We start from the raw sequence: 22,766 nt of genomic DNA on the forward strand, positions 1-22,766 counted from the left end.
TGGCAAACGTCTGCGTCCTAACGGGTTCGGGGCGATCTGTCCATGCGCCGTGCAAATCCTGTGGTAAGCTTGCGGTATTCTTTGAAAGGGACAGACATGAGAAAGCTATGTGTGCTTTGCCTCGCATTGGCCGCCTGCCAGGAAACCCCATCCGAAACCCCTGTTCAGGGTGTCGCCCCGCCCAACGACGATCTTCGGTTTGTCGGGGGGTACCGGGCTACAGATGACGACTGCCAATTGACCGGCGAAACCGCGTTTACCATCGATTTCCTGGATGACGCCGCTGACCTTGTGTCCTGCCCGACAGGTGGTGAACCAGCGCGCTCGCTGGTTGAAATGTACCGGGCGCGACAGGTGGCCGAGAGCGGAGGCTATACGCTCTATTCTGTGCCGCGCAGATAATCGCTGTTTGCGGCCTTCAGGCCCCTTGAACCGGCGAAGATATTTCCCAGATTGAATGTGAGGCCCCACCCAACGCGTGCCGCCAAGCGGGCGCATTACACAAGGGGCGCTTGGAAAAGGAGAATGCTATGGACTTGAACAAGTTCACCGAGCGGGCACGGGGTTTCGTGCAGGCAGCGCAGACCATTGCGCTGCGCGAGGGGCACCAGCGGCTGGAGCCAACTCATATACTCAAGGCATTGATGGATGACGATCAGGGGCTGGCCAGCAACCTGATCACCCGCGCAGGCGGCGCGCCGGGCCGAGTGGTCGAGGCGCTGGATGCCGCGATGGGCAAGATCCCGAAAGTCAGCGGCGATGCCAGCCAGATTTACATGGACGGCCAGACCGCCAAGGTTCTGGACGAGGCCGCCAAGATCGCCACCAAGGCGGGCGACAGCTTTGTGCCGGTCGAACGGGTGCTGATGGCGCTGTGCATGGTGAAATCCAAAGCCAAGGACGCTTTGGAGGCCGGGGCCGTATCCGCTCAGAAGCTGAACGAAGCGATCAACGATATCCGCAAGGGCCGCACCGCTGACACAGCGTCGGCGGAAGAGGGCTATGATGCGCTCAAGAAATACGCTCGCGACCTGACCGAAGCAGCGGCTGAGGGCAAGATCGACCCGATCATCGGGCGGGATGAAGAAATCCGCCGCTCGATGCAGGTTCTGTCACGCCGCACCAAGAACAACCCGGTTCTGATCGGGGAACCTGGCGTCGGCAAAACCGCGATTGCCGAGGGCATGGCTCTGCGCATCGTCAACGGTGACGTGCCGGAATCGCTGAAGGACAAGAAGCTGCTCGCGCTCGACATGGGCGCGTTGATCGCCGGTGCGAAATACCGTGGTGAGTTTGAAGAACGCCTCAAGGCGGTGCTGACCGAGGTGACGGAAGCCGCCGGTGAGATCATCCTGTTCATCGACGAGATGCACACGCTGGTCGGCGCCGGTAAATCCGACGGGGCGATGGATGCCGCCAACCTGATCAAGCCTGCGCTTGCCCGGGGTGAGTTGCATTGCATTGGTGCGACCACGCTGGATGAGTATCGCAAATACGTCGAAAAAGACGCGGCTCTTGCGCGCCGGTTCCAGCCCGTTGTTGTGGCGGAACCGACCGTTGAGGACACGATAAGCATCCTGCGCGGAATTAAAGAGAAGTATGAGTTGCACCATGGCGTGCGTATTTCGGATTCGGCGCTGGTGTCGGCGGCGACCCTGTCGCATCGCTATATCACCGACCGCTTCCTGCCCGACAAAGCCATCGACCTAGTCGATGAGGCCGCGTCGCGGTTGCGGATGGAGGTGGATTCCAAACCCGAGGAATTGGATCAACTCGACCGTCAGATCCTGCAGATGCAGATAGAGGAAGAGGCGCTGAAGCTTGAGGATGATGCAGCGTCAAAAGATCGTCTGGAAACCTTGCAAAAGGATCTTGCCGATCTGCAGGAGCAATCCGCCGAGATGACCGCCCAGTGGCAGGCTGAACGCGATAAGCTCGCTGGCGCGCGCGATCTGAAAGAACAGCTCGACAAGGCGCGGGCCGATCTGGAGATCGCCAAGCGCGAAGGCAACCTCGCCAAAGCGGGTGAGCTGTCCTATGGCGTCATCCCCGAGCTTGAGAAAAAGCTGACCGAGGCCGAAAACGCCGAAAGCAACGCCATGATGGCCGAGGAAACGGTGCGTCCGGAACAGATCGCCTCCGTGGTCGAGCGCTGGACCGGCATCCCGACCTCGAAAATGCTGGAAGGTGAGCGCGAAAAGCTGCTGCGGATGGAAGACGATCTGCACTCCCGCGTTATCGGTCAGGATGCGGCGGTGACTGCTGTCGCCAACGCCGTGCGCCGGGCGCGTGCGGGCCTGAATGATGAAGGCCGCCCGTTGGGCTCGTTCCTGTTCCTCGGGCCGACTGGTGTGGGTAAAACTGAACTGACCAAAGCCGTGGCGAATTTCCTGTTCGACGACGACAACGCGATGGTGCGCATCGATATGTCCGAGTTCATGGAGAAACACGCGGTCGCCCGTCTGATCGGGGCCCCTCCGGGCTATGTCGGCTATGATGAAGGCGGTGTGCTGACCGAGGCCGTGCGGCGCAGACCCTATCAGGTCGTGCTGTTCGACGAGGTCGAAAAGGCACACCCCGATGTGTTCAACGTGCTGCTGCAGGTTCTGGACGACGGCGTGTTGACCGATGGTCAGGGCCGCACGGTGGACTTCAAGCAGACGCTGATCATCCTGACGTCGAACCTTGGCTCTCAGGCGCTCAGCCAACTGCCCGAAGGGGCCGATAGCGCGCAGGCGCGGCGCGACGTGATGGATGCGGTCCGGGCGCATTTCCGGCCCGAATTCCTGAACCGTCTGGACGAGACCATCATCTTTGACCGCCTCAAGCGGGCCGATATGGATGGCATCGTCGATATCCAGATGGCACGCCTGCAAAAACGTCTGGCCGCCCGCAAGATCGAGCTGGCTTTGGATGATGGTGCCAAGGAGTGGCTGGCCAACGAAGGCTATGACCCGGTCTTTGGGGCCCGTCCGCTGAAGCGCGTGATCCAGCGCGCCCTGCAGAACCCTCTGGCTGAGGCGCTGCTGGCCGGCGAGATCAAGGATGGCGAAACCGTGCCGGTGACAGCTGGGTCTGAAGGCCTGATCATTGGCGACAGGTTGGGGACGTCAGACCGTCCCCGCCCGGATGATGCTGTCGTACACTAAAAGCCAAACCCTACAAAGACCCGCCAAAATGGCGGGTCTTTTTTGGCCTGTTTTCAAATACGTCTCGCCAAGGAAATCAACGCGGTGCCAGAGCCACATGATCAGCCCTCTGCTCGAAGCGCGAGAGGGAACCGACGAACAGGCAGTGGCTCAACCAGAGCGCATTGACCACGGTGCGCCTATGGCGTGTTCTATCTCATCGGACACACCTCTGACGGCTGCCTCAAGCTCTGAGATAAAAGCGCGAGCGGCCATAGACTGGGTGGCAAAGCCGGGGGTCAGAATTGACACGTGGCTGGATATTCTTGGTGCAAACCGCCGAAGCGCAAGCCCGCCATTTTGGGGCGCGTGCAAGACGTGGCTATAGGCCGTGATCATATCGCAGACCATTGCGCAGGCCCCGGCTGCCACAAATTGAAGACCGGGTAAAAAGGTTCGAAGATCAAAGCGTTTGACGAAGCGGCTGCCTGCAGAGCGGAAGGCCGCTTCAGTTTGAATGGCAGTGCTGTGTCCGTCAAACAGGACCGCCAGAGGACGGCCATCAAGATCCTGCGGGTGAATAACGGGTTTCCGGACCAAAGGATCGTCGGCGGGCAAAACGCAAACACATTCCATATTGTAGTCGGATTGGCGTATCGATGCACGCGGCACGGGTGTTTCCGAGAACCCGATATCATATTGCTGCGAGGCGATCATATCCTCGATGACCCCCGACGATCGCATAATCAGTGACACATCCAGATCGTCGCGATCCTTCAGGAAGCCGGTCAGCAAACGGGGCAGAAACACGCTGGATGCAGCCGGATGGCATGCAATTTTGAGTTTGCCGGATTGCAACGAGCTGATCCGCTCCAGGGTGCGTTCCGTGCGTTCAACCCGGCCCAGAATATCTTCGCATTCTTCCAGAAAAAAATGGGCCTCGGGTGTTGGCGTCAGTTTGCCATGCGATCGCAGGAACAAAGGAAACCCAAGCTGGTCTTCAAGCGTCTGGACCATTGTTGAAACCGCTGGTTGGGTGCGGCCAACGGATCGGGCCGCCTGGCTGATCGAGCCGGATCGCATGACTTCGCGAAAGGTTGCGAGTTGTCGGAGAGACAGATGCATAGGCATAAATCCAATTTATGGAGTTACAGATTTAATCAAATTGATTTTATACTCAATGTCCAGTGTGATCCCCGGAAAGTTCTCAGGCAAAGGCCTGTGGGAACGGGGGACCAATGGATACATTCGCCAAATACCTGCTCACGGCGCTGATCATTTCGGTGGCGTTGGGGCAGTTTGTTCAGGTTATCACGCGCTATGTATTACAGGTTCCCGTTATGGGGCTGGAAGAGACGATGGCCTACCCGACGGTGTGGCTTTACATCCTTGGTTCGGTCAATGCTTCGCGCGAGAACACCCATATCCGTGCCAACGTGCTGGAGATTTTCATTAAGACGGATCATGGCCACAAAATCCTGGCCATTATCGGTGAAATTATCAGCCTGGTCGTTGGTCTGTGGCTGCTGTCCTGGGCCTGGGATTATACGCAATATGCCTGGCGCGTTTGGCGGGAAAGCCCGACACTTTATATCCCCACGTTCTATTCCGACGTTGCGCTGGTCATCGGCCTGACGCTGATGATGATCTACACCGCCGGGCATCTTTTGCGTCACATTCTAAGTCTGCGCACGGGAGAGCCGGCATGATTGAAATCGCCCTTCTTGCGATTGCCCTGCTAATCATCACGCTGACCTTGGGTGTGCCGCTTCCCTACTGCTTCGGATCGGCCCTGATGGTCATGTATTTTATGGGCGGAGTGACCATGAAAGGCATGATGCTGTGGGGTGTGCAACAGCTGGGGAACCCTGTTTTGCTGGCGATTCCGCTGTTCGTTCTGGCGGGCACGGTCATGTCGGAAAGCGGGATTGCCGCGTCCCTGCTGCGCTTTGTGAACGCGTTTATCGGTCACGTGCGCGGCGGTCTTGGTGTTGTTGCAGCTGTGTCCTGCGCCATAATCGGCGCGATATCGGGCTCGGGTCTGACCGGGATCGCCGCCATCGGGCCGCTGTTGATCCCCGAGATGGAAAAGCGCGGCTATCCTCGTGAATACGCTACGGCCCTGATCGCCAATTCTTCGATCCTCGGCCTGTTGATCCCGCCCTCTGTCACGATGATCGTCTATGGCTGGGTCACCGATACCTCGATTTTGGCCTGCTTCCTTGCAACGCTTGGCCCGGGCCTTCTCATCATGACGTCCTTTTCCGTCATCAATCTGGTCATGGCGCGCAAGTTCAATCTGATCCTGGATGACAAACCCTCATTCTCGGAGCTTTCAGGCGAGGTTGCCCGGCGCGGGTTTCATGCCTTCCCGGCGCTGCTGATGCCGGTGATCATTCTGGGCGGCATCTATGGCGGTATCATGACTCCGACCGAGGCCGCCGCCGTTGCGGTGATCTATGCCGTCCCCGTGGGTTTCCTGATCTACAAAGGCCTGAATTGGAATAACTTTCTGTCGGCGGGCAAAGAAGCGGCCACCGCTGTGGGCGCGATCATGATGATGATCCTGTTTTCCATGATCCTCAGCCAGATGTTCGTTTACGAGAGCATCCCGCAGCAATTGGTTCAGGGCATCTTCGCGATTACCGAGAACAAGGTGTTGTTGCTGATCATGATCAACATACTGCTGTTTCTGGTCGGGATGGTGGTCAATGACGTGACTGCGATCATCCTGATCGCACCGCTGCTGTTGCCTTTGATGAATGCAATCGGGGTCAGCCCCGTCCAGTTCGCGGCGATTATGGGGGTCAATACCGCGATGGGGGGTGTGACACCGCCTTATGCGTCGATCCTTTATCTGGGCGCGCGCATCGGCAATGTGAAGGTGACCAAGGTCATCCCGCCAGCGATGAAACTGATCCTGTTCGGTTATGTGCCGGTGGTGTTCCTGACCTCGCTCTGGCCCGATCTGTCGCTCTTTTTGCCGCGGTTCTTCGGATACGACGTGGCGCCCTGATCTCAACCAAACCAAACGCATACCGATAAGGAGGAACTTCCAAATGAAACATGTATTTCTCAGCACAGCCACAGCGGCGCTTATGGCGCTTGGCAGTTATGCGCAGGCGCAAGACCTGAAGATGAGCCACGTGCGCCCGCAAGACACCACCATCGACAAGGAGTTGCGGGCCTTTTCTGCTGCGGTGGACGAAGCGACTGGCGGGGATGTGAAAATCAATCTGTTCCCGGCATCTGCGCTTGGAGACTACACGACTGTTCAGGAACGCATCAGCGTCGGGGCCATCGACATGGCGACCCAACCTGCCGCCGCTGCGGCTGATCGTCGGATGCAGATCAGTTCTTTTCCGTATCTTGCTGGCAACTGGGATCAGGCCCGCGCGGTCTATGGCCCGGACGGCGTTGTTCGTGACGTGATGACAACCCTTTATGCCGAGCAAGACATTACCATGTTGGCCGCCTATCCGGTTTACTTTGGCGGTATTTCGCTGAATGTCGAAAATGCCAATCCCGGCTCGGTGGATCCCAACGGTATCAAGGTCCGTGTACCGGGCATCAAAAGCTTTCAGCTGACCGGCGAGGCGTTGGGATATATCCCCGCACCGATTCCTTTCTCAGAGGCGTTTACAGCCGTGCAGACCGGCGTTGTGGATGGTGTAATCGGATCGGGCGCCGAAGGATATTATGCCTCTTTCCGCGATGTGACGCGTACCTATATTCCGGCAAATACGCATTTCGAAGTCTGGTACATGATTATCTCGAACGAGAGCCTTTCGGCTTTGTCCGACGAAGATCAGACCGCATTGCGCGAGCAGGCTGCCATCTTCGAAGCCACCCGCTGGGAAGTGGCCGAAGAGGATCAGGGGCGTAACGAGCAGCGGCTGATAGATGAGCTGGGTGCAACTGTTGCCGTGCCGACCGAAGCGGACCTGGCTGCAATGGCGGAAAAAGTTCGTACCGAGGTTTGGCCCGCCGTTCTTGAAGATGTCGGCGTCGATTGGGGCCAGGCGATACTGGACGAAGTCGCCGCCGCAGGGAATAACTGATCCTGAAATCAGTCGGGGCGGATTGTTCCGCCCTGACACCGCCATCTGTGATCGGAACGATAGCATGGACACCGATTATACCATTATCGGAGGGGGCGTTGTTGGCCTTTCCGTCGCGTGGGGCTTGCTGCGACGCGGGCTGACCGTGACCGTTCTGGATGGGGATGACGGCGCGTTTCGGGCGAGCCGGGGGAATTTCGGGTTGGTCTGGGTGCAATCCAAAGGCATGAACCAACCTCGCTATGCCCGCTGGTCGCAACAATCCGCCGCTATGTGGGCCGAGTTTGCCGAAGAAGTGTCCGGCAACACCGGGCAGGCGATCCCATTGGAACAAAACGGCGGGTACGACTTTCATTTCTCTGAAGAATCGCTGGAAGCAACGGTTGAAAAGTACAAAAAGCTCAAAGCCGAGCTTGATGGCGATTACCCCTATGACGTGCTGGGGCATAACGCGCTGCGCAAAGAAGAGCCGCATATCGGTGCCTCGGTCGTCGGCGCGATCCTGCATCATCAGGACGGTCACGCTAACCCTCTGAAACTATTGCTGGCGCTGGCTGCCGATGTGCGTCGGATGGGTGGGCGCGTATTGACGGGCAAAACCGTTACAGAGGTGAGCAAGTCTGATGGGTTTTGTGTAAGCTGCGAGGACGGTACCACGACAACTGCGGGTAAAGTGGTTCTGGCCGCCGGGCTGGGGGCGATGCAACTGGGCCCGAAAATGGGGTTCAAAGCCCCCATTCGTCCACAACGCGGACAAGTGCTGATTACAGAAAGACTGCCCAAGTTGATCAATCGCCCGTCGCTGATTGCGCGGCAGGTGGATGAAGGCGGCATCCAGATTGGGGCGACCAATGAAGAGGTCGGGCTTGATGATCGGGTCACGCAACCGGGCGTGTCGCGGCTGGCCGCTGATGCCATCTCGGCCTATCCGGCGCTGGCCCGCGCGCAATTGGTGCGCAGTTGGGGCGCGCTGCGGGTACTGTCACCGGACGGGCTGCCGATCTATCAGGAAAGCGCCTGCATGCCCGGGGCCTATCTTGTCACCTGTCACAGTGGCATCACCCTTGCCGCCGCACATGCCAGGCTTCTTCCCGACTGGCTTGAGGCCACAGATGCAGCCCCGGATCTGGAGGTGTTCAATGAATCCCGCTTCGCCGTTTCTTGAACTGGAGGAGACCCCCCGTGTGGACGTGTCTTTCGAAGACACGACGCTCAGCCTGCCTGTCGGAGCGAACCTTGCGGCTGCGTTGCTGGGTGCCGGTGTCGATGTGTTCCGGCACGCCCCTGTCTCGGGTGTCCCGCGCGGACCGTTTTGCATGATGGGTGCTTGCTTTGATTGTCTGGTCGTGATCGGCGGCACAACAAGGCAAGCCTGTATGGTCGAAGTGACTGAAGGCTTGAAGGTGACCCGCGCGAACGGGCAGGGGGGCCATTCTGATGCATCGTGATCTGGTCATCATTGGCGCGGGTCCCGCAGGCATGGCCGCGGCCGCCGAAGCCGCGAACCGCGGCCTGCGCGTCGCGTTGCTGGATGAACAACCCCGCGCAGGTGGGCAGATCTACCGTGACGTAGACCGCGTCGTGCCCTTGCGGGGCGAGATTTTGGGGGCAGATTACACCTATGGCACCGGGCTGACGGCGGGTTTGCAACACGATGCCATTGATCATTTCACCGGAGCGGTGGTCTGGGCCATCGAAGAGGGCTTTCAGGTGTCCTATACCTGCGACGGGCGGGCAGCGCAGGTCAGTGCAGACCGCGTTTTGTTGGCAACCGGCGCGCTGGAACGACCGATGCCGCTGCCGGGTTGGACATTGCCGGGTGTCATGACAGCCGGTGCCGGGCAGATCCTTTTGAAACAGTCGGGCGTGGTTGCTCGCAATGCGGTGCTGGTGGGGTCGGGCCCGTTGCTCTACCTGATCGCTACGCAAATGATACGTGCAGGTGTGCCTCCGACCGCGATGATCGAAACCCAGACACACCGCGACTTGGCCCAAGCGGCCCGCCATCTGGGTGGAGCAATACGGGGATGGCGCTACCTGCTCAAAGGGGCGCGGATGCTGGCGGAAATCACACGCGCCCGGGTGCCACGGTTTGTGGCAGCAAGCGATATCAAAATCATAGGGTCTGGCAAGGCCGAAGCGGTGAGTTTCAAAAGCAAAGGCCGCACGCATCGTATCGCCTGCGAAACGGTAATGCTGCATCATGGTGTGGTGCCCAATACGCAGGCCGCGCGGTCGCTCGGGGTGACGCATTTTTGGGATACCGCGCAGCATTGCTTTGTCCCAAACACAGACAAGTGGGGTCAAAGCAATGTCGCGGGTGTCTTTATTGCGGGCGATGGCTCCGGGATTGGCGGCGCAAAAGCTGCCGAATTCGCCGGTCGACTGGCCGCGTTGGAAATCGCGTGTCAGGCCCGCCGTCTGTCTGAGGCCGCGCGCGACGACAGGGCCCCGGCTTTGCGCCGTCAACTTGCCCGTGAAATGGTCGCGCGCCCTTTTCTGGATGCGGCTTATCCGCCCTTGGCCGAAGCGTTACTGCCAGCAGATGACATTACGGTTTGCCGGTGCGAGGAAATCACCGCGGGCGATATTCGCGGTTACGCCGAATTGGGCTGTCTCGGACCGAACCAGACAAAAGCTTTTGGCCGCGCAGGCATGGGTCCTTGCCAGGGAAGGTATTGCGGCTTGACTGTCACGGCGCTGCTTGCGCATGCCAACGGCAAGTCCCCGGATGAGACCGGGAATTATCGCATCCGCCCGCCTTTGAAACCTGTCACTTTGGGCGAGATTGCGGCATTGGAAGATAACGCGCTGGATGCAGCGGAGTAGGAGGCTGAAATGATCGAACGTTACGAAACCGGCGCGCGAATGAGCAAGATCGTCAAGCATAACGGTGTTGCATATCTGTGCGGACAGGTTGGATCAGGCGACGATGTCACCGCACAAACCGAAGACTGCCTGTCCCGCGTGGATGCCCTGCTGGATCAGGCCGGGTCGTCGCGGGAACAGATATTGCAAGCGATTGTCTGGCTGTCAGATATGGCTGATTTCGCCGATATGAATGCGGTTTGGGATGCCTGGGTTCCCGCCGGTCACGCCCCGGCACGCGCATGTGGCGAGGCCAAGCTGGCCCGCGCCGATCTGAAAGTAGAGGTCATCATAACTGCCGCCTGTGACTGAACAGCGGGGTTCTTATTCTGCCGCGATGATCTCCAGCTCTATGTTTGCATACCAGTCCGCGAGCGCACGAATGTCTTCATCGGTAAGATTGGCGGCAATCTCGGACATGATATCATGCTTGCGGTTGCCGTTTCGAAACGCTTTTAGCTGGGTGTCGATGTAGATATTGACCTCGCCCGCAAGGTTGGGCGCGTCGAGCAGCGTCGAAATGCCGTTCGCCCCATGGCAGGATACACAGGCATCCGGAGCATCATCTTCCGAGACACCCTCTGGCAACGTTGCGCCCGCCTTATGGGTCGCATACCAGGCCGAGACGTCAGATATCTGCTGCGCCGACAGGCTGGCTGTAACAACGGACATCATTTCATGTTCGCGCGCACCCGTCTTGAACGCCATGAGCTGCGCTTCGAGGTATTCTTTTGGCTCTCCTCCGATATGCGGGGCAAGCGGGATGCGGGCAAACCCGTCGATCCCGTGACAGGTCTGGCACATATTGGCGATTCTGCGGCCCGCATCCGGGTCGTCGCTTAGGGCCGGTTGCGCCATGCCCCCGGCGAGCGTGAGCCCGCCGAGAGTGATTGCGAGGATGCGCCTCATTGCGCAGGAGCCGGGTTATAGGCGATGCGCCAGATCGCTCCCGCGAAGTCGTCCGAGATCAACATGGAACCATCGGGCAGAAACTCGATATCCATTGGGCGACCGCGATACTCGCCCGTTTCCTCGTTCAGCCAGCCATCGGCAAATACCTCAGCGCCAGTGGCGTCACCGGTCTCGGGGTCGAGGGCAGTGAACATGATACGGGCCCCAACCGGGGTCGTGCGGTTCCAAGACCCGTGCTGGGCCCAGAAGATACCGCCGTGGTAGGCTTCGGGGAAACTGCTATCGTGGTAAAAGCGCATTCCCAAATCGGCAGCGTGCGCCGTAAGTTCCAGCTGCGGCTCGACAAAAGTTACACCTTCCGGGCGTGGGAAATCGCTTTCCTTGACGATTTCGACACGAGAGTTGGTCCAGGGAAACCCGAAATGCTGGCCCGCTTCGGTCTGACGGTTAAGCTCACCCGGCGGGATGTCGTCGCCTAATCCGTCGACCTGATTATCGGTCCACCAGAGTTCTCCGGTGGCCGGGTTGAAGTCCTGACCAACCGAGTTGCGAACGCCACGCGTATAGACCTCGCGCCCGGACCCATCAGTGTTCATTCGGATTATGCCACCGATGCCAATTTTGTCATAGATCTCGATCTTGTCGACGGGCTGCACGTTGTGCGGTTGCCCAAGCGAGACATACAGCATCCCGTCCGGCCCGATGTCGCAAACCCGGGCAGAATGGTTGAAGCTTTCCTCTTCCGGTGGGATCAACTCTCCCTGTGCCACGACCGTACCGACCGCAATATCAGGGCTTTCAAAGAAAAATTCCGCAGCAGGAAAGACGAGAATCCGATTTCGCTCGGCGATATAAAGGAAGCCATCGGGTGAAAAGCAAGGCCCGTTGGGAATGTCAAAGGTCACTGAAGGCGCAAAGTCCTTTACCTCATCTGCCACGCGATTGCGGTCACGATCCACAATCGACCAAACCTTGTCCTTTCGCGTTCCAGCAAAAAGAACCGTACCCTGCGGGGCCATCGACATGGACCTGGCGTCCGGGACAACGGCATAAAGGCTCACCTCGAACCCTTCGGGAACTTTTATGTGTTGCAGGATGTCTTTCAAAGCCTCGGCGCGCTCACCATCCTGATCGACGAAAGTGAATGTCGCGTCAGTCTTCTGCATATTGCCGAGTTTCTCCATGTTGTCCTGTGCCGCGGACGGTCCGGCCAGCATGGTTCCCAACAAAAGACCTGCAAGAACTTGTTTTCGCATCATAATCTTCCTCCCAAAATCGGTGGATGCGACGCGCCACCCCAGACCCGCCATCATCCGACACCGCGCCATATCACTGCGGATTAGATAACAAGTCAACTTTTTCTTGCCGTAAGGTCAAGCGAGTGTATGCGGGGAAACTCGTCCTAAGCGGGAAAAAGCGCGACGCATCCGAGATAACTTCGGTGCCTATCATTGGGGCTACGGCGCAGTTTGCACGCTGCGGCATCATAGGTAAATCAGGCCTCAGAACACGAGTGCCATGAGATTTGAATACCCTCAAACGCCAGTTTCATTCTTTCGGACAAGGCGCCTGTGTTTCATCCGGGAAGCAGAACCTGGATGGCCAAACCGCCGAGCTTTTTCGAGGTTTTCAAGGTTAGCTGGCCGCCATACGCGTTCAGCAGATCGACAGATATTGCTAGCCCCAAGCCGGTTCCGCTGACCGAGGTGTCCAATCTCCGGCCGGATCGCAGAACGTCCTCGCGGGAATCTTCCGGGATGCCGGGGCCATCATCTTCGATGCAAAGCCCTATTCCGTTCTCCTGGCGCTCGACTGAAATTTGGACTGTCTTGCGGCTCCATTTCAGGGCGTTGTCCAACAGGTTGCCGATAACCTCTTCGATGTCCTGCGCGTCCATTCGGATCCATAGTCCCGGCCCGCATTCTGACCTGAGCGACTTACCTTCACGCTCTGCCATCATCGAAAACAACCTGGACAATCGATCAACCGAATTCGACAGGTCCGTTCGTGCATGGGTCAGTTCTGCGGTAGTAGATGCCCGCATCCGCGCAAGGGACCGGCCCAGTTGCGCGTCAATTCTGTTCAGGGCCTCGTCAGCCGGAGCCGTGTCTGCCCCGGATTCGGTCAAGCTGGTCAGTTCGTTGCGAAGGATCGCCGTCGGGGTTTTCAAGGCATGAGCCAAGTCGGCGGCCTGCCGCCGGGAACCGGATACGATCTCGCGGTTGCGGTGCAGCAACTTGTTTAAGTCTTCAACAAGTGGCGAGACCTCTTCCGGGTAGTCATAAGGGTTCAGATCATCCCCCCGGTCCCAGCGATGAGTGACATCCGCACGCAACTTTCTCAGCGGACCGACAATTGCGGACATGAGAAGAAGTGAGCTTGCAACCCCGATCAGACCGACGAGGGCAAAGACAGGCAGCAGGTTTTGTTGCGCTTCGCGGCGGGCGCTGATCAGTTCCTGCCGACTTTCGGCGACGGTCACGCCCCATTCGGTGCCGTCTTCGAACGCAATGCTTTGATAGACGCTGCGCACGGCTTCGTCGTCGGGACCTGACGTATTCCAGATGGTTGCCTGAGTGTTGTCCTGCGCGGGCTCGGTAAGCGTTTCGTCAAATAGTGAAGCAGATGTATATGCGGCCCCGTTGATATCCGTCACTTGCCAGTATCGACCGGAATAAGGTGTACCGTAGGCCGGGTCGAACATCAGGTCGCGCAGCGCTTCGGGGTTGTCTGTTGTTGCGCTGAGCCCGACAACAAGCTGAGTGTGCCGGTCGCGCAGCGCATCGTCGAACTGGTTCAGGACCCGCGTGTTGATATACGAGAACACCACCAACGTGCCGACCCCAACGGACAACGCCCCCGAGGCAAGACCGCCCAGCAAAGCCCGTTGGCGCAGCGATAGCATCAGGCGTTGTCAATCATGTAACCGCGCCCCCTGACCGTTGTGATCAGGTCAGGACCCAGTTTCTTGCGCAGACGCGTGATGAACACGGCGATGGTATTTGAGTCCCGGTCGCCGTCATATTCGTAGATGTGTTCAGACAGTTCGGTCCGCGACACCATGCGCCCGATATTATGGGCAAGATAGGTCAGAACGGCGATTTCCTGTGCTGTCAGATCGACAGGGATACCGTTCAAACTGACCCGCCCGTTTCGCGTGTCCAACGACACTTCACCCATGTCGATCACCGGGTTGAGCTGGCCGCTCTGCCTGCGCAGGATTGCCCGGACGCGGGCAGCCAACTCGGGCATGTGAAACGGTTTGGTCATGTAATCGTCCGCGCCCGCGTCCAGACCATCGACACGTTCGCTCCAGCCGTCTCGGGCTGTCAGTATCAATACAGGGGTCTTGATGCCCCCGTTGCGCCATTCACGCAGGACGGAGATGCCATCGCGTTCCGGCAGCCCGATATCGAGAATGATCATGTCGTAAGGTTCTGTCGCCCCCAGATGCAGCGCATCTGTTCCGTTGTGAGCTACATCGACCACGCGGCCTTCTGCGCCCAGAAGCTTTTTTATCTGCGCGCATAGCTGCGGTTCGTCTTCTGCAAGCAATATCCTCATCAGAGAAAGCTACATTGGCTGGGACTACAGTTTAAGCGTTATTTTTTGCCGCCGCCCTTGCCGCCGCCTCCGCCTTTGCCGCCGCCGCTGTTACCGCCGCCTCCACCATTGCCATTGCCGCCACTATTACCACCACCGCCGCCGCCACTGTTACCGCCGCCATTACCATTCCCGCCGTTACCATTGCCGCCTCCATTCCCGTTGCCATTTCCGCCCGCGTTATTGCCACCGCTATTGCTGTTGCCGCGTCCCGTGCTTTTGCTCTGGGTATTGCGTTTGGAAGTCGCTTTGGACGTGTTGCTTGGTTTTGACTTGGCTGCTTCCGAGATTTGGCGACCTACGCTGGATCGGTTTGAAACAACCACCCCGGTTCGCGCGTTGACAATCACACTGATGACCTTGCCGTCCGGCTTCTTGAGCAGGATGCGATAATAAATCTCATCCGCGCGGAAGGCGCGCGCATCGACTGGAGTTCCACCAAATGCCTTTTCAACCCCTTTGATCACGCTTTTCAGGCGGATCGCACTTCCGGTCAGGGTCGCTTTGCGCAATTCGAGTTGCTTCAGCTCACGCGCGGCGGCAAGCCCTTCCTCAACTTGGAAGAGGCCCAGCAGGCAGGTGATCAAGATGAGCTTTTTCATTTCGAGTACTCAACAACTCAGTAAACGCGCAAACAAATTAACCGCAGCAAGGTGAACCGGCGATGAACAATCGGTTTCGCGAGGGTTCAAGCGCGATGCGATCAACTGTGTTAGCTGACGTGCGATTCGCCAGCACATCGAGACTGTCGGCGGGGGTGGCTGTCGGCACTGAAACAGAAACAACGAAACACTCGTTTGACGGGGATAGTCATGAAAGCCACATCGTCCAATCTGATCAAAGCCATAACCCTTTCAGTTGCCCTGATGGGCTCGACTGCGATTGTTGCAACCCTTGCCATGCCGGATGTGGTCTACGCCAAAGAAGGAAAAGGTGGCGGCAAAGGCGGTGGCAATGGTGGCGGTAAAGGCGGCGGTAAGGGCGGCGGAAACGATGGAGGCAAAGGCGGCGGTAAGGGTGCCAGCTATGGTGCTGACAAAGGCGACAAGAAGAAAGCGAAAGGGAAATCGGGTAAGACACGTACAAAATCCGATGGTTCCCGCAGCAAGTCGTCAAAGAAGGGCAAATTCTCTCTGAAGGATCTGTTCAAGGGCAAGAAGGCCAAGGAGCGTACTGCCAAGGTAGAGAAAAAGAAGCTCAGGGTGACACGCAAGACCGTTGAAGTGACACCGGTGGTCAAGCCTCAACCGCGCCCGAAGGGCAACAGGATTGCGGGGCTGCTTGGTGTTCACCCGTCTGAATTAGGGGCGCTGAACGCAGCAAACGCCAGCGAAACGGCTTTGCTGAACGCTTCTCCGAATTCGCGCGTGGGTCGTATTGCGATTTATCGTGACACGGTTCTGGCGGGTGGCGTTCTAAAGACCGAGTTGGAAGAAAAGCAGGCATTGCTGGACAGTATGGACCCACCGGCTCGCACGGTTGAGGAAATCGACGCCGAGCTGGACCTGGCGCTTGAGCAGGTTAATCAGGATTCCGAGCGTGTCGCGCAACTGGAACAGGACCTAATAGATGCAGGCGGTGAGGATGCTGATATTCAAGCCGAGTTGGATCAGGCGAATGAGGACCTGGCGTCTTCTCAGGCTGCGGTGGACGATCTGAATTCGGAACGTCAGACCACGCAGGACTATGAGGACACGGTTGCCGCCGTCGATGATCTGACAACCCAGGTGGAAAACCAGACATTGACCGAACGCGAGGCGCTGGAAGCAGCGGCAAACAAGCCGGTGACGGATGAGGTCGAAGCTGCCGTAAGGGCGATCCTTGGCCTGTAAAGGCTGCTAAGCTTCAACAATACATAGAACACTCGCGGAACTGCTGAATTTAGAACCCTTCAGTAGTGCGCTGACCGGGCCGGCCCAATACCCTGCATATTTCGCAGGGGGTCGGCCCGGCGCTTTTCCGATGACCTGACTCAAAAGAGGTCGGGCAATATTTTTTGCCAATCAAACCTGATGGTGAATTGCATAAAAAAGCCTGCTCCGGGGGTGGAGCAGGCTTGAGTCTCTCAATTCCAGTAGAGGTGGGACGGTAACCGGGAATTGTGTGGGGTGCGCTGAATTGACTTCAGACGTTGTTGTTCTGTGCCTCAAAAAGCCGCTTGTTTTTTACGATATCCGTTAGTGCATTCTCGATCGGAGGAAAGCGGTCATTGCTCGCGTTTGCTGACCCTGACCCGGGTCTTCCGGTTTCAGCGCCGGATGCTGGCATCACAGCTGTTGCGCCGGAGTTTTCAATCACAAAGGCAGACTTGATCATGGTTTTCCCCTTGTTCGCGATCAAGCGACATACGGCCGTTTGATCCAACATTGTCATTATGCCTGAGGTTGTTTGAACACGCTGAGAATACGCTGTTCATGTTCTGTTAATGTTGTTCGGGAATTGAGAACAAAGATCTGCGCCAAGGGAACATGGGCAGGATTTGGCGACATTTACTGCGGCGAAAAATGGCGCAGTCAGAAATATTGTTGTGTATCAAAGTCTAAGCATGCCCTTCAGTCGAGGCATCCGTCGGGCGATCTTTGAAGAGAACAACAGAACCAGTCTCACGTCGTGCTGCATTTTGTTGATTGGAGCGGGTGCGGACCAGTGTGAGGCGTTCATCTTCAGTTGCGGAACCCTGCCGCACATACATCGATTCCCATTGAGAGTAGTCTGAGAGATCAGACAATATTGCTCGTTCTCTAGATCCGGGCGTTTTGATAGCCGTGAGCGAGCGAGGTGGCCTATTTTTGGCAAAACGTCGAATAATCCGACATAACGACGGCATTACCTCTCGATTCGTCATCTTGCTCTCTGCGCGCCGGACAGGTCGGCCTCCATATTTGAGGTGATGACTATTGGAGGCGCAGAATGAACTGGAATGTTTGCATCATCGGGGCAGGCAAGATCGGGCAGATGATTGCCGCCTTGCTGAAATCTTCTTCAAATTACTCGGTCACCGTCGCTGATCGGGATCTGTCCAGCCTGGCGGTATTGAACCGGCAGGGGTTTGCAACCCGGCAGGTTGACGTGCAGGACGCCGACAGTCTGGCACTGGCACTTTCGGGATTCGACGCGGTTATTTCTGCGGCACCCTTCTTCCTGACCCCGGCGATCGCAAAGGCCGCCAAGACGGCCGGAGCGCATTATTTCGACCTGACCGAGGATGTGGCATCGACAAATGAAGTGCGGGCACTGGCCGCGGATAGCGATACGGCCTTTACGCCTCAATGCGGTCTGGCACCTGGTTTTGTTGGCATCGCGGGTGCGGCGCTGGCGGCAGAGTTTGATGAGCTGGACAGTTTGCATATGCGTGTCGGTGCGTTGCCGCTCTACCCAACCAACGCGCTGAAATACAATCTGACGTGGTCCACTGACGGGTTGATCAATGAATATTGCAACCCGTGCGATGCCATCGTGAATGGTGCGCGGGTCAAAACTGCGCCGCTCGAGGATTACGAGCTGATCGGACATGACGGGGTCGAATACGAGTGCTTCAACACATCCGGCGGGCTCGGCACCTTGCCCGAGACGCTGGACGGAAAGGCAAGGGCGGTCTCATATCGCTCGATCCGCTATCCGGGCCACCGCGATATCCTGCGTCTGCTGCTGAACGATCTGGGGCTGGAACGCCGCCGCGATTTGATGAAAGACATCTTCGAAACAGCGCTGCCGCGCACCGATCAGGATGTGGTTCTGGTCTATTGCACGGCCAAGGGGACAATTGGCGGCGCCCTGCGCGAGAAATCCCTGATCAATAAGTCCTTCGCCCGAACTCTGGGCGGTCAGGTCTGGAGCGCGATTCAGGTCACCACCGCTGCGGGTGTTCTGGGTGTGGTGGACCTGATGCGGACGGGCGCACTGCCCGGTGCCGGATTTGTCCGGCAAGAGCAGGTGAAATTGTCCGATTTTCTAAACACTGAATTTGGCCGGCTGTATCGCGCCGGTGACGTAACCGAACAGCATAAGGCGGCCTGAGATATGAAAGACATCGCGATGACAGCCCAAACAACCCTTGCCAATCTGGACCTGACTGAGGTCGAGCTGACAGGCGGTACCTTGCCCGTGCGCTCGCCGATTGATGGCGGTCTGCTGGCGACGGTCCACGAGACATCCGTCACTGACATGGACGCGGTTTTTGATCGTGCCAAAACGGCATTCAAGGCATGGCGCAGGGTTCCGGCTCCGCGCCGGGGCGAATTGATCCGCCTGCTTGGAGAAGAGCTGCGCGCGGCCAAGGATGATCTGGGCGCACTGGTCAGTTGGGAAGCCGGCAAGATTACTTCGGAAGGTCTGGGTGAAGTTCAGGAGATGATCGATATCTGCGACTTTGCCGTCGGTCTGTCACGCCAGCTTTATGGCCTGACCATTGCATCCGAACGGCCTGGCCACAGGATGATGGAGACATGGCATCCGGCGGGCCCTGTGGGCGTGATCTCGGCGTTCAACTTTCCTGTCGCCGTTTGGTCCTGGAATGCGGCCATTGCCTTGGTTTGTGGCGATCCGGTGATCTGGAAACCATCGGAAAAGACACCTCTGACCGCGATGGCGTGTCAGAAGATATTTGAGCGTGCGCTGGCCCGGTTTGGCGATGCGCCGGACAACCTGTTGCAGACCCTGATCGGAGGGTCCGCCCTGGGTGAGACGCTGGTGGCCAGCGAAGAAGTACCGGTGATTTCGGCCACAGGGTCCACCCGCATGGGGCGTGCGGTTGCGCCGGTTGTGGCGCAACGGTTCGGCAAGTGCATTCTGGAACTGGGTGGCAATAACGCGATGATCGTCGGCCCGTCGGCCGATCTGGAAATGGCTGTGCGCGCCATCGTCTTCTCGGCCGTGGGCACGGCGGGCCAGCGCTGCACCACTCTGCGGCGTCTGATCGTTCATAACTCGATCCGAGAAGAACTGGTGAGCCGCCTCAAGAAAGCTTATGCGGGTCTGCCCATCGGTAACCCTCTGACCGAGGGGACGCTGATTGGTCCGCTGGTCGACGAAGCCTCGGGGGCGGCGATGACAGATGCGCTGAACGCGGCCAGGGCCGAAGGGGGTGCGGTCTTTGGTGGCAACCGTGTGACCGAAGGTGTTCCGGCGGGCGTCTACATGGAACCCGCCATCGTCGAGATGCCAGGACAAACCGCGACCGTCAAAACCGAGACCTTTGCCCCGATCCTCTATGTCATGGGGTATGACGACTTTGATGAGGCAATCGAGCTGCAAAACGACGTGCCTCAAGGTCTGTCCTCGTGCGTGTTCACATTAAACATGCGCGAAGCCGAGCAATTCCTGACCGCAGCAGGGTCGGATTGCGGCATCGCCAATGTCAACATCGGGCCGTCAGGGGCCGAGATCGGCGGGGCCTTTGGCGGTGAGAAGGAAACCGGCGGCGGACGCGAAAGCGGATCGGACGCATGGAAGGCGTATATGCGTCGCCAGACCAATACGGTGAACTACTCGGCCGAGCTGCCGCTTGCACAAGGCGTCAAGTTCGACATCTGATGAAGGACCGGGCGGTGGCCGTTACTGCCGCCCGGTGCCTAATCGGTAAACAAATAATCCAGCCGCATTACCGCCTGCGCCTTGTCTTGTGAAACGTTCAGAAATGCAGCGACTGTGGCTTCATTCTCGGCCTTGGGGCTGGTTTCCTTGATCCGCAGGTACCCATCAAGTCCCGCGCCCCGGATCAATTCCGATTCATATGCCAATGCATTGCGCAGCGCCGGGATCAGGCGTGCCACGGATTCAGTCGGGCTGCTTTCACCGGCCAGACCTACGCGACGGGCATGGCCGATCAGGTAGTCGTCAGAATACTCGCACTCAATCTCAAGAACATGCGTTTTCGCCTGATCGCTGCAGAAATCCTGAATGATATCCAGATTTCCAGGGTCAACGCACAGCACCAGCTTGTCCGAGCCGAAGCTGTCAAACAACATCTTGACCACGGCCCGCCGATGGCGCGACCGTTTGAGCAGCGTTTTCTCAATGCCGCCAAGGTCGGGAAGGATCGTATCTTCTTCGTTGAAAAGGTATTCAACGCACGGAATGTCTGTCTCGGACACGATCTGGTCGACCAGACGTTTGGCGACATGCCACTTTTTGCAGACGACCAGAAACAATTCTCGTTCCGGTCCCAAAGTATTGCCGGCCTCCCAGAACCGCTGCGCATGACGGCGCCCAACCCGCCCGCGCCCGGTCAGAAACCCAAACAGGTTGCGCCCTTCATCTGAGATCTGGAAGGAGACTCCCTCGGCGGCATAGAGCTTTCCCAAACGTTCCCTCAGCTCATGCGCCTCGGGGCTGATTTTTCGCGCAAACAGGTAATCCTGACCCAACAGCATGTTGTAGTGATCATTATAGAACGTCACGGGCATGCCATAGTCCGAGAACATCAGAAAAGTGGGTGTCCGGTTTTCGATCTCGTCCCTTGGAATCAGGTGACGGACGAGGGTTTGAAAAAACGTCTCGTCGGGTATCCAGGTGGTAGAGAAAAACCGGGTGACATCCGGTCGTTTGCGCAGGAATGCAAGGATCATTTCAATCGTCCGGCGGCGCAGGCACCACCATTGGCTGCCGATCATGACCTGAATGTCTGCGGGTATCTCGCGGGTCAGACCCAGACGTTTCTGCAGATCATATGAGGTGTAGAACAACCGGCTTTGGGTGCGTTCGTTGAAATAGTGCCGGTAAACCAACCGGTCCTTTTTCATACCGGTCTTGATCCAGTTGCTTTCAAGGAAATCGTGGCTTTCGATGTAATCCTTGTCCCGTTCCTCAAGAAAGCGGTGCGCATATTCAGCCGTCTTGATGGCCATGCAATCGCCGGACACCATGTAAAAATGCGTTGCACGGGGAAAGGCCGTCACCGCCGCTTGCACCGCGTTTAGCGAGGCTTGTACCAGAGACCATTCTCCCCAGCCGCACTTGATCCGTTTGGCTGCGAAAGTGACATTGGGATTGTCTTGCAAAGCCTTTCGTATGCGGGAATAGGCGGCCGCATCGGCGCGCGCATCAAAGTGAATGGCCATGCAATCGCCTGTTGCGGTCAGCTGCTCAGCCTGCGCGATTATGGCGTCAGGGTCTTTGTGACACAGCAAGATATACGCAATCTTCGCCATTTCCGTTTTACGATTTCCGTTTCTGCCCGTTATCAACCGTGATACTGAGGATGAGCGATTGAATAAACAGAATATTTTTGGTTTTCTGAGACCAAAAGCGGGTGCGATCAAACATGACGTGACCCGCTAAGGAGGCGCAGCAAATGGGTTTTCCCGGTACATGGATGACCGAAAGCGAAAGCATGGTGTACCGCGTAGTGCCCAAATGCGCCTGCTCGACCATTGGTCAGATCATGTATTACTCGGATCATGGCCGGTTTTTCGACGGTGATATTCATGACGCCAAGGACGGGTTGCACAAATGGGCGTTCGACGGCAGTCAAAGCCGGATTTCGGGCAATGTGCGCAATCATCAATCTTATGCGTTTACCTGTGTGCGCAATCCCTACACGCGGATTCTCAGTTCGTTCTTTGACAAGATCTGCGGGATTCAACGCAACGGCAAACGCTATCGCGGCAATCTGGTGCCGACGCTGATCTATAATTACGGGATCGAGGTCGGGGGCGAAGACGGCAAGGGCGAATTCGATCAGATTGCCAGCTTTCGCAGATTCCTGCTGTTTGCGCGGGATACGATCCGCTGGCGCAGGCCGATGGATCCGGACATTCACTGGTCGGCTATGTCGGGCCATGTGTCGACCTTTATCGTGAATGGCGGGCGATATGACCGCGTTTTCTGGACTGAGAAATTCAATGACGGGATGCAGGATGTTCTGGATCATCTGGAAACGCCGCACGCCGTAACCCTGTCGGATATTCCACGGTTCAACGAATCTGAGGGCCATGGCCCCAAACGCGCGCATCCGGTCGAGGCTTATTTTGACGATCTGTCGATGCATCTGGTCTATGAAATCTACAAGCAGGATTTTGAGCTGTTCAAATACGATTTCGAAAACCCGGCGAACAAGATGCCGGTCGGGGATATCGATCTGGACGAGATTCACGCCAAGCTGGGCGACTGAACAGGGGCGAAGGCTCTCCCGCCCATCGTCAATGTCTCTTGCGAAACATCTCCTCTGGTTGGGCCGGGCGCGGCGCTTCGCGCG

At 57.7% G+C, this 22,766-nt stretch carries 21 protein-coding genes; 13 read left to right on the forward strand and 8 right to left on the reverse strand.

Translation table 11 applies throughout. The features are described from left to right. The first annotated feature begins 96 nt into the window (after positions 1-96). Together ACR0K4_RS20330 and clpB are read left to right on the forward strand one after the other, a co-directional pair. Complete coding sequence (locus ACR0K4_RS20330) at positions 97-402, forward strand: hypothetical protein (RefSeq protein ID WP_480855499.1); 306 nt, start codon at positions 97-99, stop codon at positions 400-402. Between the two features lie 128 nt (positions 403-530). After that, positions 531-3,149, forward strand: coding sequence for an ATP-dependent chaperone ClpB (clpB, locus tag ACR0K4_RS20335; protein ID WP_480855500.1), 2,619 nt, complete (start codon positions 531-533; stop codon positions 3,147-3,149). 150 nt (positions 3,150-3,299) lie between these two features. Here the strand turns inward: clpB and ACR0K4_RS20340 are convergent, their stop codons facing one another. Further along, entirely contained in the window at positions 3,300-4,253 is a 954-nt protein-coding gene (locus ACR0K4_RS20340) for a LysR family transcriptional regulator (protein WP_480522021.1), read from the reverse strand. Positions 4,254-4,366: 113 nt separating this feature from the next. On the opposite strand from ACR0K4_RS20340, the gene ACR0K4_RS20345 reads away from it, so the two are divergent. The 7 genes from ACR0K4_RS20345 to ACR0K4_RS20375 all read left to right on the forward strand — a co-directional run bounded on the left by ACR0K4_RS20345 (position 4,367) and on the right by ACR0K4_RS20375 (position 10,369). Next, a complete protein-coding gene (locus ACR0K4_RS20345; RefSeq protein ID WP_480855501.1) occupies positions 4,367-4,837 on the forward strand; it encodes a TRAP transporter small permease in 471 nt (156 codons plus the stop codon). Next, entirely contained in the window at positions 4,834-6,144 is a 1,311-nt protein-coding gene (locus tag ACR0K4_RS20350; RefSeq protein ID WP_480855502.1) for a TRAP transporter large permease, read from the forward strand. Before ACR0K4_RS20345 ends, ACR0K4_RS20350 begins: the two co-directional genes overlap by 4 nt. A 43-nt stretch (positions 6,145-6,187) precedes the next feature. Next, on the forward strand, positions 6,188-7,189 hold the full coding sequence (gene dctP, locus ACR0K4_RS20355) for a TRAP transporter substrate-binding protein DctP (RefSeq protein ID WP_480855503.1): 1,002 nt from the start codon (positions 6,188-6,190) through the stop codon (positions 7,187-7,189). A 64-nt stretch (positions 7,190-7,253) separates the two neighbouring features. Continuing rightward, positions 7,254-8,354: an NAD(P)/FAD-dependent oxidoreductase gene (locus tag ACR0K4_RS20360; protein ID WP_480855504.1), complete on the forward strand. Its 1,101-nt coding sequence runs from the start codon at positions 7,254-7,256 to the stop codon at positions 8,352-8,354. Then, a complete protein-coding gene (locus ACR0K4_RS20365; protein ID WP_480855505.1) occupies positions 8,329-8,637 on the forward strand; it encodes a 2Fe-2S iron-sulfur cluster-binding protein in 309 nt (102 codons plus the stop codon). Before ACR0K4_RS20360 ends, ACR0K4_RS20365 begins: the two co-directional genes overlap by 26 nt. Further along, on the forward strand, positions 8,627-10,018 hold the full coding sequence (locus ACR0K4_RS20370; RefSeq protein WP_480855506.1) for an FAD/NAD(P)-dependent oxidoreductase: 1,392 nt from the start codon (positions 8,627-8,629) through the stop codon (positions 10,016-10,018). Before ACR0K4_RS20365 ends, ACR0K4_RS20370 begins: the two co-directional genes overlap by 11 nt. Positions 10,019-10,027: 9 nt before the next feature. Continuing rightward, positions 10,028-10,369 carry a RidA family protein gene (locus ACR0K4_RS20375; RefSeq protein WP_480522012.1) on the forward strand — a complete coding sequence of 114 codons (342 nt, stop codon included), beginning with the start codon at positions 10,028-10,030 and terminating at the stop codon, positions 10,367-10,369. 12 nt (positions 10,370-10,381) lie between these two features. On the opposite strand, the gene ACR0K4_RS20380 is transcribed toward ACR0K4_RS20375, so the two are convergent. The 5 genes from ACR0K4_RS20380 to ACR0K4_RS20400 form a co-directional block, all read right to left on the reverse strand. Next, positions 10,382-10,966, reverse strand: coding sequence for a c-type cytochrome (locus tag ACR0K4_RS20380; protein WP_480522010.1), 585 nt, complete (start codon positions 10,964-10,966; stop codon positions 10,382-10,384). Then, complete coding sequence (locus tag ACR0K4_RS20385) at positions 10,963-12,225, reverse strand: PQQ-dependent sugar dehydrogenase (protein ID WP_480855517.1); 1,263 nt, start codon at positions 12,223-12,225, stop codon at positions 10,963-10,965. The genes ACR0K4_RS20380 and ACR0K4_RS20385 overlap by 4 nt, the downstream gene beginning before the upstream one ends. 320 nt (positions 12,226-12,545) lie before the next feature. Next, on the reverse strand, positions 12,546-13,874 hold the full coding sequence (locus tag ACR0K4_RS20390; RefSeq protein ID WP_480855507.1) for a sensor histidine kinase: 1,329 nt from the start codon (positions 13,872-13,874) through the stop codon (positions 12,546-12,548). Continuing rightward, the gene (locus ACR0K4_RS20395) at positions 13,874-14,533 is read right to left on the reverse strand and encodes a response regulator transcription factor (protein ID WP_480522006.1); all 660 of its coding nucleotides are present in this window, start codon (positions 14,531-14,533) and stop codon (positions 13,874-13,876) included. Before ACR0K4_RS20395 ends, ACR0K4_RS20390 begins: the two co-directional genes overlap by 1 nt. A gap of 38 nt (positions 14,534-14,571) precedes the next feature. Then, entirely contained in the window at positions 14,572-15,174 is a 603-nt protein-coding gene (locus ACR0K4_RS20400) for a PepSY domain-containing protein (protein ID WP_480855508.1), read from the reverse strand. A 210-nt stretch (positions 15,175-15,384) separates the two neighbouring features. Between ACR0K4_RS20400 and ACR0K4_RS20405 the strand changes: the two genes are divergently transcribed. Then, complete coding sequence (locus ACR0K4_RS20405; protein ID WP_480855510.1) at positions 15,385-16,404, forward strand: hypothetical protein; 1,020 nt, start codon at positions 15,385-15,387, stop codon at positions 16,402-16,404. A 292-nt stretch (positions 16,405-16,696) separates the two neighbouring features. On the opposite strand, the gene ACR0K4_RS20410 is transcribed toward ACR0K4_RS20405, so the two are convergent. Then, positions 16,697-16,939 carry a hypothetical protein gene (locus ACR0K4_RS20410; protein ID WP_480855511.1) on the reverse strand — a complete coding sequence of 81 codons (243 nt, stop codon included), beginning with the start codon at positions 16,937-16,939 and terminating at the stop codon, positions 16,697-16,699. 543 nt (positions 16,940-17,482) lie between these two features. Here ACR0K4_RS20410 and ACR0K4_RS20415 point away from each other — a divergent pair. Further along, entirely contained in the window at positions 17,483-18,589 is a 1,107-nt protein-coding gene (locus tag ACR0K4_RS20415) for a saccharopine dehydrogenase family protein (RefSeq protein WP_480855512.1), read from the forward strand. Positions 18,590-18,607: 18 nt separating this feature from the next. Further along, positions 18,608-20,104, forward strand: coding sequence for an L-piperidine-6-carboxylate dehydrogenase (gene amaB / locus ACR0K4_RS20420; RefSeq protein WP_480855513.1), 1,497 nt, complete (start codon positions 18,608-18,610; stop codon positions 20,102-20,104). 38 nt (positions 20,105-20,142) lie between these two features. Here the strand turns inward: amaB and ACR0K4_RS20425 are convergent, their stop codons facing one another. Next, positions 20,143-21,720, reverse strand: a complete 1,578-nt coding sequence (locus ACR0K4_RS20425; protein ID WP_480855514.1) for a DUF5928 domain-containing protein — start codon at positions 21,718-21,720, stop codon at positions 20,143-20,145. Between the two features lie 143 nt (positions 21,721-21,863). On the opposite strand from ACR0K4_RS20425, the gene ACR0K4_RS20430 reads away from it, so the two are divergent. Further along, the gene (locus tag ACR0K4_RS20430; RefSeq protein ID WP_480855515.1) at positions 21,864-22,682 is read left to right on the forward strand and encodes a sulfotransferase family protein; all 819 of its coding nucleotides are present in this window, start codon (positions 21,864-21,866) and stop codon (positions 22,680-22,682) included. The last annotated feature ends 84 nt before the right edge of the window (positions 22,683-22,766 follow it).

It is taken from the genome of Ruegeria sp. K11 (assembly GCF_056531905.1).